Annotated in this window: 19 protein-coding genes; 3 read left to right on the plus strand and 16 right to left on the minus strand. The window is 63.3% G+C overall.

Features of this window, described 5'->3' with window-relative positions:
* Positions 1-3 precede the first annotated feature (3 nt).
* From rplQ to infA, 7 genes are all read right to left on the minus strand, one after another.
* Positions 4-591, minus strand: coding sequence for a 50S ribosomal protein L17 (gene rplQ / locus CH285_RS01165; protein ID WP_027496333.1), 588 nt, complete (start codon positions 589-591; stop codon positions 4-6).
* 34 nt (positions 592-625) lie between these two features.
* Entirely contained in the window at positions 626-1,690 is a 1,065-nt protein-coding gene (locus tag CH285_RS01170; RefSeq protein WP_027496332.1) for a DNA-directed RNA polymerase subunit alpha, read from the minus strand.
* 99 nt (positions 1,691-1,789) lie between these two features.
* Entirely contained in the window at positions 1,790-2,395 is a 606-nt protein-coding gene (rpsD, locus tag CH285_RS01175) for a 30S ribosomal protein S4 (protein ID WP_008718223.1), read from the minus strand.
* A 21-nt stretch (positions 2,396-2,416) separates the two neighbouring features.
* On the minus strand, positions 2,417-2,830 hold the full coding sequence (gene rpsK / locus CH285_RS01180) for a 30S ribosomal protein S11 (RefSeq protein ID WP_027496331.1): 414 nt from the start codon (positions 2,828-2,830) through the stop codon (positions 2,417-2,419).
* Positions 2,830-3,204, minus strand: coding sequence for a 30S ribosomal protein S13 (gene rpsM / locus CH285_RS01185; RefSeq protein WP_027496330.1), 375 nt, complete (start codon positions 3,202-3,204; stop codon positions 2,830-2,832). The genes rpsK and rpsM overlap by 1 nt, the downstream gene beginning before the upstream one ends.
* Before the next feature lie 204 nt (positions 3,205-3,408).
* Positions 3,409-3,522, minus strand: coding sequence for a 50S ribosomal protein L36 (gene rpmJ / locus CH285_RS01190; protein ID WP_025347279.1), 114 nt, complete (start codon positions 3,520-3,522; stop codon positions 3,409-3,411).
* Positions 3,523-3,610: 88 nt separating this feature from the next.
* Positions 3,611-3,832 (minus strand): translation initiation factor IF-1, encoded by a 222-nt coding sequence (gene infA, locus CH285_RS01195; protein WP_005140011.1) that lies wholly within the window; start codon positions 3,830-3,832, stop codon positions 3,611-3,613.
* 298 nt (positions 3,833-4,130) lie between these two features.
* Here infA and CH285_RS01200 point away from each other — a divergent pair, with 298 nt between their 5' ends.
* Entirely contained in the window at positions 4,131-5,018 is an 888-nt protein-coding gene (locus CH285_RS01200; protein WP_176458565.1) for a glycosyltransferase, read from the plus strand.
* 17 nt (positions 5,019-5,035) lie between these two features.
* On the opposite strand, the gene map is transcribed toward CH285_RS01200, so the two are convergent.
* From map to rpsH, 9 genes are all read right to left on the minus strand, one after another.
* A complete protein-coding gene (gene map / locus CH285_RS01205; RefSeq protein ID WP_027496329.1) occupies positions 5,036-5,833 on the minus strand; it encodes a type I methionyl aminopeptidase in 798 nt (265 codons plus the stop codon).
* Positions 5,833-6,387, minus strand: a complete 555-nt coding sequence (locus CH285_RS01210; protein WP_027496328.1) for an adenylate kinase — start codon at positions 6,385-6,387, stop codon at positions 5,833-5,835. The genes map and CH285_RS01210 overlap by 1 nt, the downstream gene beginning before the upstream one ends.
* A complete protein-coding gene (gene secY, locus CH285_RS01215; RefSeq protein ID WP_027496327.1) occupies positions 6,384-7,706 on the minus strand; it encodes a preprotein translocase subunit SecY in 1,323 nt (440 codons plus the stop codon). Before secY ends, CH285_RS01210 begins: the two co-directional genes overlap by 4 nt.
* A gap of 314 nt (positions 7,707-8,020) precedes the next feature.
* A complete protein-coding gene (gene rplO / locus CH285_RS01220; protein WP_027496326.1) occupies positions 8,021-8,464 on the minus strand; it encodes a 50S ribosomal protein L15 in 444 nt (147 codons plus the stop codon).
* Between the two features lie 2 nt (positions 8,465-8,466).
* Entirely contained in the window at positions 8,467-8,646 is a 180-nt protein-coding gene (gene rpmD / locus CH285_RS01225; RefSeq protein ID WP_008718256.1) for a 50S ribosomal protein L30, read from the minus strand.
* The gene (gene rpsE / locus CH285_RS01230) at positions 8,646-9,320 is read right to left on the minus strand and encodes a 30S ribosomal protein S5 (RefSeq protein WP_032365630.1); all 675 of its coding nucleotides are present in this window, start codon (positions 9,318-9,320) and stop codon (positions 8,646-8,648) included. The genes rpmD and rpsE overlap by 1 nt, the downstream gene beginning before the upstream one ends.
* 34 nt (positions 9,321-9,354) lie before the next feature.
* On the minus strand, positions 9,355-9,771 hold the full coding sequence (gene rplR / locus CH285_RS01235) for a 50S ribosomal protein L18 (protein ID WP_032365631.1): 417 nt from the start codon (positions 9,769-9,771) through the stop codon (positions 9,355-9,357).
* Position 9,772: 1 nt separating this feature from the next.
* Positions 9,773-10,312, minus strand: coding sequence for a 50S ribosomal protein L6 (gene rplF, locus CH285_RS01240; protein WP_027496323.1), 540 nt, complete (start codon positions 10,310-10,312; stop codon positions 9,773-9,775).
* Positions 10,313-10,325: 13 nt separating this feature from the next.
* On the minus strand, positions 10,326-10,724 hold the full coding sequence (rpsH, locus tag CH285_RS01245; protein ID WP_008718266.1) for a 30S ribosomal protein S8: 399 nt from the start codon (positions 10,722-10,724) through the stop codon (positions 10,326-10,328).
* Positions 10,725-11,123: 399 nt separating this feature from the next.
* Between rpsH and CH285_RS01250 the strand changes: the two genes are divergently transcribed.
* Both CH285_RS01250 and CH285_RS01255 read left to right on the plus strand, forming a co-directional pair.
* Positions 11,124-12,491, plus strand: coding sequence for a glutamine synthetase family protein (locus CH285_RS01250; RefSeq protein WP_051365096.1), 1,368 nt, complete (start codon positions 11,124-11,126; stop codon positions 12,489-12,491).
* A gap of 1 nt (position 12,492) precedes the next feature.
* A complete protein-coding gene (locus tag CH285_RS01255; protein WP_027496321.1) occupies positions 12,493-13,191 on the plus strand; it encodes a DUF6885 family protein in 699 nt (232 codons plus the stop codon).
* Positions 13,192-13,222: the final 31 nt, after the last annotated feature.

The following is a 13,222-nucleotide window of genomic DNA, read 5'->3' on the forward strand; positions in this document are numbered from 1 at the left end:
GGACTAGTCCTTCTTCGCATCCTCGGCCTCGGGGGCGTCCGACGCGTGAGCGTCGTTGTCCTCGATGCCTTCGATGACTGCGTCGGCGTTGGCCACCTCGGCGTCGGTCGCGTCGGCTTCGACAGCCTCGACGACGTTGTCGTCTGCCGTGTCCTCGGCCGGAGCCTCGGTTGCGGCGGGAGCAGCCTTCGATGCCTTCACGCGGCGTGCGCGGTCGGCTTCGTTGGACACCGTCTGCTCGTTGACGAGCTCGATGATGGCCATCGGCGAGTTGTCACCCTTACGGGGGACGGTCTTGATGATGCGCGTGTAGCCACCGTCGCGATCGGCGAAGAAAGGCCCGATCTCGGCGAAGAGCTTGTGCACGACATCTTTGTTGTTGATCGTCTTGAGAACCTCACGACGATGGGCCAGATCACCCTTCTTGGCATGGGTGACGAGCTTCTCGGCGTGGGGACGAAGGCGCTTGGCCTTCGACTCGGTGGTGGTGATGCGGCCGTGCTCGAAGAGTGACGTCGCCAGGTTGGCCAGGATGGCCTTCTGGTGTGACGCCGACCCGCCGAGACGGCGGCCCTTGGTGGGCTTGGGCATGATGAATCTCCTAGTAAGAGCTCCAGCGAGCTGATTACAGCTGTTCTGTCTCGGCGTAGTCCTGCTCGGCGCCTTCGGTATCGCCGAAGGAGCCTGCGTCGGTGTCACTCCACGTGCCGGTGGTGGCGTCGTAGCCAGGCACGGTGCTCGGATCGAACGACGCGGGGCTGTCCTTGAGGGAAAGGCCGAGCGAGTGCAGCTTGACCTTCACCTCGTCGATGGACTTCTGCCCGAAGTTACGGATGTCGAGCAGATCGGACTCGGTACGACCAACCAGCTCACCGACGGTGTGAACACCTTCGCGCTTGAGGCAGTTGTAGGAACGAACCGTCAGGTCCAGATCCTCGATGGGGAGTCCGAAGGATGCGATGTGATCGGCCTCGGCGGGCGAGGGTCCGATCTCGATGCCTTCTGCTTCGACGTTCAGCTCACGGGCGAGGCCGAAGAGCTCAACCAGGGTCTTGCCCGCCGAAGCGAGCGCGTCCCGCGCGGTGATGGAATTCTTGGTCTCCACGTCGAGAACGAGCCGATCGAAGTCGGTGCGCTGTTCGACGCGGGTGGCCTCCACCTTGTAGGTGACCTTGAGCACGGGCGAGTAGATCGAGTCGACCGGAATACGGCCGATCTCGGCACCCGATGCCTTGTTCTGAACGGCGGGGACATAGCCGCGACCGCGCTCGACGACGAGCTCGATCTCCAACTTGCCCTTGTCGTTCAGGGTCGCGATGTGCAGATCCGGATTGTTCACCGTGACGCCGGCCGGAGGCACGATGTCGCCTGCGGTGACAGCGCCGGGGCCCTGCTTGCGGACGTACATGGTGACCGGCTCGTCTTCTTCGGAGCTCACCACGAGTCCCTTGAGGTTCAGGATGATGTCGGTGACATCTTCCTTGACTCCGGGAACGGTGGTGAATTCGTGGAGGACGCCGTCGATACGGATGCTGGTGACAGCAGCGCCGGGGATCGACGACAGCAGGGTGCGGCGGAGCGAGTTGCCGAGTGTGTAACCGAAGCCGGGCTCGAGCGGCTCGATGACGAATTTCGAGCGGTTGTCGGCGATGACCTCTTCGGTCAACGTCGGGCGCTGTGAAATGAGCATTCTGTGTTCCTCCTGTACGGGCGTCCGCTATTTGACGCCCACGTGTGGAGGCGAAGACGCATGTGAGCCTCGCGGGGAGACTCACATGCGTGCCGCGCCTTACTTCGAGTAGTACTCGACGATGAGCTGCTCCTGGAGCGGCACATCGATCTGTGCGCGCTCCGGCACCCGGTGAACCAGGATGCGAAGACGGTTGGGGACGACCTGCAGCCACGGAGCCACCGGACGATCGCCGTAGCTCTCACGGGCGATCTGGATCGGCAGGGTCTGCGCGGACTTCTCGCGGACATCGATGATGTCGTACTGCGAGACGCGGTAGCTGGGGATGTCCACTCGCTTGTTGTTCACGAGGAAGTGGCCATGGGTGACCAGCTGGCGTGCCTGACGACGCGTACGTGCGAGACCCGCACGGTAGACGACGTTGTCGAGGCGAGTCTCGAGGATGGTCAGCAGGTTCTCACCGGTCTTGCCGGCGGCCCTGTTGGCTTCCTTGTAGTACAGACGGAACTGCTTCTCCATGACGCCGTAGGTGAAGCGAGCCTTCTGCTTCTCCTGCAGCTGGAGCAGGTACTCGCTCTCCTTGATCCGCGCGCGGCCGTGCTGGCCGGGCGGGTAGGGACGACGCTCGAACGCCTGGTCGCCTCCGACGAGGTCGACGCGCAGACGACGCGACTTGCGGGTGATAGGACCGGTATAACGTGCCATTTTCTAAACCTTTCCTTCCCGCTAGACCCGACGCCGCTTGGGCGGACGGCAGCCGTTGTGCGGCTGAGGGGTGACATCGGAGATGGTGCCGACCTCGAGGCCTGCGGCCTGAAGTGAGCGGATCGCGGTCTCACGGCCGGAGCCGGGACCCTTGACGAACACGTCGACCTTCTTGACGCCGTGCTCCTGAGCCTTGCGCGCAGCGTTCTCGGCTGCGAGCTGTGCGGCGAACGGAGTCGACTTGCGCGAGCCCTTGAAGCCCACGTGTCCCGAGGACGCCCACGAGATGACGTTTCCGGCGGGGTCGGTGATCGACACGATCGTGTTGTTGAACGTGCTCTTGATGTGCGCAGATCCGTGCGGGACGTTCTTCTTGTCCCTGCGACGCGTCTTCTGCGCCTTCTTCGGACCGGTACCGCGTGCTTTGGGGGGCATTACTTCGCCTTCTTCTTGCCGGCAATGGTGCGCTTGGGTCCCTTACGGGTACGCGCATTGGTCTTGGTGCGCTGTCCACGGACGGGCAGACCACGACGGTGGCGAAGACCCTGGTAGCAGCCGATTTCGATCTTGCGTCGGATGTCGGCCTGCACCTCGCGGCGCAGATCGCCCTCGACCTTGAGGGACTCGTTGATGTAATCGCTGAGCTTGCGCAGATCGTCGTCGCCGAGATCCTTGCTGCGCAGGTCGGGGCTGACGCCCGTTGCTGCGAGAATTTCCTTGGAGCGGGTACGGCCGACGCCGTAGATGTAAGTCAGTGCGATCTCCATGCGCTTTTCGCGCGGCAGATCCACACCTGCGAGACGTGCCATGTGGCATTTCCTTTTCTTGTCCGGAGGTCTGCTCCCAGTCCGTCCCCTGTGTCCTTCTCACCGCTGGGGTGGGAAGCGTCTTTCAACAAACTCAGTGGGGCCCCGGCCTCCGTGCCGGGGGTCTGCCGCAACGCGTGTGTTGCGGTTGGTGCTGGGAGGTCATCTTCTAGCTGTTGCCAAGCCGACGTGCGTGATGCTCGGTGGTTATCCCTGACGCTGCTTGTGACGCAGGTTGTCGCAGATCACCATGACGCGTCCGTTACGACGAATCACCTTGCACTTCTCGCAGATCTTCTTGACGCTCGGCTGAACCTTCACGTCGTTGATCTCCTGTGTGTAGCTCGGACGCGCTGCGAGCAGCGGACCGAGCATGGTTCTCCCCGACCGGACATGGCCGAGGAAGCTCTTACTTGTAGCGGTAAACGATGCGTCCACGCGTGAGGTCGTAGGGCGAAAGCTCTACCACGACGCGATCCTCGGGAAGGATGCGGATGTAGTGCTGACGCATCTTTCCGCTGATGTGGGCGAGTACCTTGTGGCCGTTTTCGAGCTCAATGCGAAACATCGCATTGGGCAGCGGTTCGACAACTCGGCCCTCTACCTCGATAGCACCGTCTTTCTTGGCCATATCCTCCGCGATCCTGGCTCTCACACCTGGTTGATTGCATCTGTTTCCGTCACCGTGATGCCCACTGACCGACTCCTCGGAACCGAGTCGGAGTATCGCCGGAGGGCCGCACAGCCCTCGAGGCATGCGGACATCCGGTACGCAGGGCGCACCGTCGATCTATGTTACCGGCAAAGACACATCTGGCCAAATGCGCGCGAAGCGGGCACGAAACGCGTCGGATGGCGACGTTAGATTAACTGAGCTAACCTTTCGTCCGCCCGCCATCGTTCAGCCACCGAGCCCGCAAGGTGCCCTCTTGAGTTCCAACCCGTCCGGCCCAGCCGTCTCCGTGATCATTCCCGTACACAACGCCAGAGATGTGCTCGACGAGCAACTACGCGCGCTCGCCCACCAGGACTACGACGGCCCGTTCGAGGTCGTCGTCAGCGACAACGGCTCGACCGACGGAGTGCGCGAGTTCGTGCAGGACCACGCACTACGGGCCCGCTTGAATCTGAAGTACGTCGATTCGTCCGGCACCCCGGGCGCGTCGCATGCCCGCAATCGCGGTGCGGAAGCAGCCGAGGGCCCGCTGCTGGCCTTCTGCGATGCCGACGACGTCGTACACCCGACATGGCTGCGGCGCATCACCGCCGAACTGAACAGCTACGACCTCGTGGGAACCGGCCTGAGCACCGAGGCGCTGAACTCCGAAGCGACGCGCGCCGCAGTTCCGTTCGCCCCACCTTCGAATCAGGGCAAGTCGCCCTTTCGCCCGTTCGTCATCGGGGCGAGTATGGCGTGCCGCGCGTCGACCTACCGAGATCTCGGCGGGATGTTCGAATTCGTTCATGCCAGCGAGGACATGGAATTCTCCTGGCGCGCACAGCAATCGGGTGCCCGCCTGCACTTCATAGCCGAGCCGCTGGTCGAATATCGTCTGCGTACCGGCTACCGGGACAATTGGAAACAGGCGGGGGCACTCGGATACGGATCGGCCCACGTCCGCGGAATGTATCGGGCTGCCGGATGCCCGCCCTTCCGAATCCGCACAATTTCCGTAGCGCTCCTCGCGCTCGCGGTACGAAACCCATTGCTGCCGACCGCAGTGACTCGGATGCCGACTCGCCTCTGGCTACGCCTGACGGCCGCCCACCTCGGACTCATCCGAGGGGGCCGCCGGTACTCGTCACTCACCTGGTGAGCGTTGACCTGGTAGTTCTAACGAGGCCGAACCGTCAGGATTCGCGGGCCGTCCTCGGTCACCGCGACCGTGTGTTCCCAGTGCGCCGCACGAGAACCATCGGTGGTCACCACGGTCCACCCGTCGTCGAGAATGTCGGTCTCGTAGGTACCGAGCGTCAACATCGGTTCGATGGCCAGCGTGGAACCCACCACGAGCTCCGGTCCTTTGCCCGGCGCGCCCTCGTTCGCGAGGAACGGGTCCATATGCATTTCGCGGCCGATTCCGTGGCCGCCGTAACCGTCGACAATTCCGTATTTGCGACCGTGAGCATCCTCGGCCGCGTGCGTACCGGACTCGATGGCGTGGGAGATGTCGGTCAGACGATTGCCGGGGATCATCGCAGCGATCCCGGCCTCCATGGAAAGCCTGGTCGCGTCGCTCAGCAACGCATCGGCCTCGATGATGTCGCCGACGCCGAACGTCCACGCCGAATCTCCGTGCCAACCGTCCAGAACGGCACCGCAGTCGATGGACACGAGATCACCGGCGACCAACAACTCGTCCGCCGACGGAATGCCGTGCACGACGCGGTCGTTCACCGAGGAGCAGATGCTGCCGGTGAAACCGTGGTACCCCAGGAAAGAGGGCACCGCACCGGCATCACGGATGACCGCCTCGGCAACTCGGTCGAGTTCGAGCGTCGAGACCCCGGGCTTGGCTGCATCTCGTACGGCGACGAGAGCGGCACCTACCACGGCACCGGCTGCCGCCATCGCGTCGAGCTCACCGGCGCTCTTGAACGGGACAACTTTTCGTTTACGGCCGAACGCCATTACTTGCCGTGGTCCTCGATGGACTTCAGCGCGCGGGCGTTGACTTCGTCCACCTCACCGATCGCATCGACGGTGACCAGCTTGTCGGAGTAGTAGTCCAACAGCGGTGCCGTCTCGTCGCGGTATACCTTGAGCCGATTACGGATGACGTCCTCTTTGTCGTCCTCACGGCCGCGCGCCAGCATGCGGTCCACGACGACGTCCTCGTCGACGACAAAGGACAGCACTGCATCGAGATGCGCGTTCAGGTCGGAGAGGATGTCGACCAGAGCTTCGGCCTGGCCGACCGAACGCGGGAAACCGTCGAGCAGGAATCCGTTGACGGCGTCGGGCTCGGCGAGTCGACTGCGCACCATGTCCACGGTGAGTTCGCTCGGCACGAGGTCGCCCGCGTCGAGGTACTTCTTCGCTTCCAATCCGAGCGGGGTCTTCTCGCCGATGTTGGCGCGAAAGAGATCGCCTGTCGAAATGTGTGGCACGCCCAGCTTCTCGGAGAGGAGGACGGCCTGAGTGCCTTTGCCGGCACCGGGGGGACCGAGCAGAACAAGTCTCACTTGAGGAACCCTTCGTAGTTACGCTGCATCAGCTGGCTTTCGATCTGCTTGACGGTGTCGAGGCCCACGCTGACCATGATCAACACGGCGGTACCACCGAACGGAAGGTTTTGAGCTCCGCCCGAACTGCCGATGTCGAGGAACAGGTTGGGAAGCACCGCAATGGTGCCCAGGTACACCGCACCGGGCAGCGTGATGCGACTGAGAACGTAGTTGAGGTAATCGGCTGTCGGCTTACCCGGTCGGATGCCCGGGATGAATCCACCGAACTTCTTCATCTCGTCGGCCCGCTCTTCGGGGTTGAACGTGATCGCCACGTAGAAGTACGTGAAGAAGACGATCAGCCCGAAGAAGATAGCGATGTACACCGGGTTCGCCGGGTTCACCAGATACTCGTTGATGATCCGCTGCCACCAGCTCGGATCGGTTGCGGTGCTGGCGGACGTGAGCTGGGCGATGAGATTTGGTAGGTAGAGGAGCGAGGACGCGAAGATCACCGGGATGACGCCGGCCTGGTTGACCTTGAGCGGCAGATACGTGGACGAGCCGCCGTACATCTTCCGGCCGACCATGCGCTTGGCGTACTGGACCGGGATTCGGCGCTGACCCTGCTCGACGAAGACCACACCGGTGATGATGAGGAACGCTGCGAAGCAGACGAACCCGAAGACCAACCCGCCGCGGCTCTCCAGAATCGAGTTGCCCTCGGACGGGATGCGCGAGGCAATTCCGGCGAAGATCAGCAGCGACATTCCGTTGCCGACACCGCGCTCGGTGATGACCTCGCCGAACCACATCACGACGGCTGCGCCTGCAGTCATGACCAGCACGATGATGACGAGCCCGAAGATGGACTGGTCGGCGATGATGTCCTGCTGACATCCCTGGAGCAACTGGCCGCGCGAAGCGAGGGCCACCAGGCCGGTCGCCTGCAGGATGGCCAGTGCGATCGACAGGTAACGCGTGTACTGCGTCATCTTGGCCTGGCCCGACTGTCCCTCCTTGCGGAGTTCCTCGAACTTGGGGATGACGACGGTGAGCAGCTGCACGATGATGCTGGCGGTGATGTACGGCATGATGCCGATCGCGAACACCGAGAGCTGGAGGAGCGCTCCACCGGAGAACAAGTTGATCAACGAGTAGATGCCCGCCGAATCTCCACCGGAGACCTGGTCGATGCATGCTCGGACATTGGCGTAGTCGACACCCGGCGACGGCAGTGTTGCACCGAAGCGATACAGGGCCACCAGACCGAGCGTGAAGAGGATCTTCCGTCTCAGGTCAGGAGTCCTGAGGGCCGACACGAAGGCGGAAAGCAAAGATCCTCCTGGCACGACTGCGTTGACGTCGCGAGTGCTTCGTCGGGAGCGACTGATGCTCCCGTGAGCCTCACGAGCATGGACTGCGGACGACATGCGTCGACCGCATCGATACGAACTTCTCTGAACTCTAGAACTCTAACAGTGCGCATCGAACGGACCGACGGTCAGTGTTGGACCCTGGCCGATCGGTCGACACACACGACATTCCGTGTAGGCAACGATGGCCGCAGCTCAGCTACGAGAGCTGTGGCTGCGGCCATCGTCACGAACTGCTGCTCGACGCGCTGCTACTCAGCACATCGAAGCAATGCTCATACCTCGGTTGCAGAACCGCCGGCAGCGGCGATCTTTTCCTTGGCGGAGCCCGTGAACTTGTTGGCCGAGATATCGACCTTCACGGTGAGGTTTCCGTCTCCGAGAACCTTGACGAGCTCGTTCTTGCGAACAGCTCCCTTGGCGATCAGCTCGGGGATACCGATCTGACCACCCTCGGGGAACAGGCGCTCGATGTCGCGCAGGTTCACGACCTGGAACACGACACGGTTGCGGTTGGTGAAGCCCTTGAGCTTCGGGAGCCGCATGTGGAGGGGCATCTGGCCACCCTCGAAGCGTGCCGGCACGTTCTTGCGTGCGCCGGTTCCCTTGGTACCGCGACCTGCGGTCTTGCCGCGCTTGCCACCTTCACCACGGCCGACGCGAATCTTCGTCGACTTGGATCCGGCTGCGGGGCGCAGGTGGTGCAGTTTGATGGTCATGGTTAGACCTCCTCAACAGTTACGAGGTGGCGCACCGTGTTGACCAGTCCGCGGTTCTGCGGGTTGTCCTCGCGGACGACCGTCTGGCGGATGCCCTTGAGCCCGAGAGTACGCAGGCTGTCACGCTGGTTCGCCTTCTGGCCGATGGTGCTCTTGATCTGAGTGACCTTCAGCTGAGCCATTACTTCACCGCTCCTGCCTGTGCGCGTGCGCGCAGCATTCCGGCGGGTGCAACCTCTTCGAGGGTCAGGCCGCGGCGAGCCGCAACTTCCTCGGGACGCTGCAGACCCTTGAGGGCTGCGACGGTCGCGTGCACGACGTTGATGGCGTTGTCGCTACCGAGCGACTTCGACAGCACGTCGTGGACACCGGCGCACTCCAACACTGCGCGAACAGCACCACCGGCGATGACGCCGGTACCGGCGCTGGCCGGACGCAACATGACGACGCCGGCAGCGGCTTCGCCCTGGATGGGGTGGGTGATGGTGCCAGCGATCATCGGGACGCGGAAGAAGCTCTTGCGAGCCTCCTCGACACCCTTCTGGATGGCCGCGGGAACTTCCTTGGCCTTGCCGTAGCCGACGCCGACCAGTCCGTTGCCGTCACCGACGATGACGAGGGCGGTGAAGCTGAAGCGTCGACCACCCTTGACCACCTTGGAGACGCGGTTGATCGTGACGACCTTCTCGATGAAGTTCGACTTGTCCGCAGCGTTGCCGCCACGGCCGTTGTCACGACGATCGCGACCGCCACCACCGCGGTTGTCGCCGCGCTGGTTGTTGTCGCCACCTGCGTTGGGGCCACTGTTCTGTCCGGCGGGGCCGCTTCCGCCGTCACGCCGTTGACGTCCCGGCATCAGGCTGTCCTTCCGTTGTCAGTCATTGTCATCATCAGAACGTCAACCCGCCTTCGCGGGCAGCGTCTGCGAGTGCCGCGATGCGGCCGCTGTAGTTGTTGCCGCCGCGGTCGAACACGACTGCCTCGACGCCGGCTGCCTTCGCACGGCTGGCGATGAGCTCGCCGACCTTCGCGCTGACGGCCTTCTTGTCGCCCTCGAGTGCGCGCACATCGGCTTCGATGCTCGACGCGCTGGCCAGCGTGTGGCCCGCCAGGTCGTCGATCAACTGCACGTGGATGTGACGCGAGGACCGGTTGACGACCAAGCGCGGACGCTCGGGCGTTCCGGAGATCTTCTTGCGAAGGCGGAAGTGACGACGTGCCTTCGACAGGCGACGCTTCGTCGAGACGTCGGTGCCGCGCGGTGTGCGCTTGACGACGTTCGCCTTGTCTGCTGTTTGCTGGCTCATATCACTTACCCGTCTTTCCGACCTTGCGGCGGATCACTTCACCCTCGTAGCGGATGCCCTTACCCTTGTACGGGTCCGGACGCCGCAGACGACGAATGTTGGCAGAGATCTGACCGACCTTCTGCTTGTCGATGCCGACAACGGTGAATCGCGTGGGCGACTCGACCGTGAACGTGATGCCCTCGGGTGCTTCGATCAGCACGGGATGGCTGTAACCGAGTGCGAACTCGAGGTCCTTGCCCTTGAGTACGACGCGGTAACCGACGCCGTGAATCTCCATCTTGGTGGTGTAACCGTTGGTGACACCGGTGATGAGGTTCGCGACGAGAGTGCGCGAGAGACCATGCAGCGAGCGGCTCTTACGCTCGTCGTCGGGCCGAGTGACGGCGATGGTGCCGTCGTCGGCGCGGGCGATCTTGATGGGCTCGGCGACTGTCAGGCTCAGGGCACCCTTGGGGCCCTTGACCGCAACGTCCTGGCCGTCGATGGTGATATCGACGCCAGCGGGGACTGCGACCGGCAATTTTCCAATACGTGACATGGTGTGGCCTCCCCTACCAGACGTAGGCGAGGACTTCTCCGCCCACACCCTGCTTGGCAGCCTGACGCTCCGTGAGCAGACCGGTGGACGTGGAGATGATCGCCACGCCCAGGCCGCCGAGAACCTTGGGCAGATTGGTGGATTTTGCGTACACCCGGAGACCGGGCTTGGAGACGCGTCGCACGCCGGCGAGGCTGCGCTCACGGCTCGGGCCGTACTTCAGATCGACGATGAGGGTCTTGCCCACCTCGGCGTCTTCCGTGCGGTAATCGGAGATGTAGCCCTCACGCTTGAGGATCTCGGCGATGTTCGCCTTGAGCTTCGAGTGGGGAAGCTTCACCTCGTCGTGGTACGCCGAGTTGGCGTTGCGCAGACGGGTCAAGAAGTCTGCAATTGGATCGGTCATCGTCATGGTGTGACCTGTGCACCTTTCTCGCAGCGGTTCCCATGCAGCACGCGCGGGCTGGTGCCTTCCGGTTCCGGAGAACCCATCGGGCCTGGCTCGTCACATCGTGGGCCTACAGCGAAGTGAACATGTCCTGACCGACTGTTGCCGGTCAGGGGTTGCGCTCCAAGCAATGCATCGCTGCACTGCCAGGTGTTACGAGCTTCCGCATGTTCAATGCTGACGTGCGGAGAACTCGAGGTTGCGTTTGTTGTATTGCAAGGACTCGCGTGCAGGCACGACGAAGCCCGGGCAACCGCTCTAGTGTAGGCATCGCGCACCCGAAGACCAAATCGCCTTACCATTGCGGGACAGCTCGGGTCCAGTCGGACACCCCGACGAGTACTTCTTCGCTAACGTCGGACCATGACGGACTCGAAGGCAGTCGACATCGACCACCTCACCCACACTCTGCGTGACCGCAACATCGCAGGGGTGACGATCGGCTGGGTCGACAACAACGGCATCGTCCGATCACGCACCGTGCCCACCGCAGAATTGACTGCAGTCGCACGGCGTGGAGTGGGAGTCACCGCGGTGTTCGCGGTATTCGATTCGCATGACGGGATCACATTCGCCCACGAAGGACTGTCGACGCCGTCCGGCGATGTGCGGTTGATTCCGGTGATCGAGAGCGCGTCGAGCGTGGTCGCCCTGTCCGGACAGCCGGGGCTGGCCTGGGCGCACGGACGACAGGTCTCGGCAGACGGCACACCGTGGCCCTACGATCAGCGCTCAGTTCTCGAGCGGCAGGTGCAGAAGGCGTCCGATGCCGGTTTCGAGGTACGGGCCGGATTCGAGATCGAGTTCGCCCTGACTCGCGAGTCGGACGGACTGTCCGCTCATCGCGGACCTGCCTACTCGGCGAACGCACTCCGCGATGTCGATCAATTCGTCGTTCTATTGCTCGAGGCGCTGTCTGCGAATGGCCTCGACATCGGGCAGATTCATGCCGAGTACGGCGGCTCCCAGCTGGAGATCGCATTGAGTCCACTCGATCCACTTGCTGCGGCCGACGCGCAGGTACTCGCGCGGCAGACCATCCACTCAGCGGCCAAAGCCCAGGGCCTGAGGGCAAGCTTCGCTCCCCTGCCCTCGTCGAGCAGTGCGGGTAACGGATGGCACCTACACACATCACTGGTTCGCGACGGTCACAACGCTCTGACCGGCGACGGAGAGTACGGACTGTCCGACACCGGGCAGGCGTACATCGCGGGCCTCGTTCGAGAACTCCCGGGACTCACTGCCATCACGGCACCGAGTTCGGGGTCACTGCTGCGTCGTCGACCGGGGTACTGGGCAGGTGCCTTCGGATTCTGGGGCGTCGAGAACCGCGAAGCTGCAGTGCGACTCGTACCGGCCACGCCCCTTCTCGGCCCGGAACACACCAACGTCGAGTTGAAGGCGTGCGACGCGTCCGCCAATCCGTACCTGGCGCTGGCCGTCACGATCGCGGCCGGTCTGGCGGGAGTGGTGGATTCGGCGCAATTGCCGCCTCCGGTCCAGGAGGACGTAGGAGGTTGGGACGATGCTCGTCGGGATGCCGCGGGAATCTCGCCTCTCGCAACGACCCACGCGCAGCAGCGCGAAGACCTCCTGTCGTCCGCACTGGTCCGAGACGTGTTGGGCATGGAACTTCTGGGCGCGTTCGTCGCCTGCCGGGACGCCGATGCCACGTGGGCGGAGAGTCATACCGAGGACGAACTGCTCGAATCGTTGCGTTGGATCTACTGAGATGCTGCGCAGGTTCGCCGGGGCAACCACCATCGTCTCGGCCCTCGATCATGCTCTGCCGCAACCGGATCAACTCTGCGGACCGTTCTCGGCATCGGTTGCGCTGACGGCCGTCATGGGCGACGACGCACCGGGCGTGACGGCACTCGCGGTCGCGTCGAGGTCCGCGATCTGGCCGGGTGCAATCGACTCGGCCCGTCCTCCCGGAACCCCCCGAATCACCGACGGGTGGGATCTACTGCCGAGAGCCGCATCGATCGACGCAGCCGGGACCACGGCAGCAGGTCTCACGGAGGGCATCGAGACCGCGACCGATCACCGCGTCGCCGTGGTTCCCATCGTGGGGCCCTCCGTCGAGCGATTGCGTCTGCTACTCGACCGTCTTGCCGACGGGCCTTTCCGCTTCGCATCGTTGGCGAATGTACATACTGCAGAGTTGACCGACTTCGACTGGAACGTAGGACATTTCGTGACCGTCTGGGGATTCGATCCAGTCGAGGACGTAGTGGCGATTGCCGACACCTACCGGGAACTCGGAGACCCGGACATGCCGCCTGGATGTAGAACCGTCTCCACCGATGCCCTCGCGTCGGCGATGTCCGAGCGTGGCCTGCTGCTGATCGTCGACAGCCAGGATCATCATGCGGCGGTGGATCTGGTCCGCTCTCTGGATCTACGACACGACGTGTGGTCGGTGTGAAAGTCAGTACCTGAGCAACGCAAAATGGGCG

The organism is Rhodococcus sp. 05-2256-B1 (assembly GCF_002258465.1).
Lineage (GTDB): Bacteria > Actinomycetota > Actinomycetes > Mycobacteriales > Mycobacteriaceae > Rhodococcoides > Rhodococcoides fascians.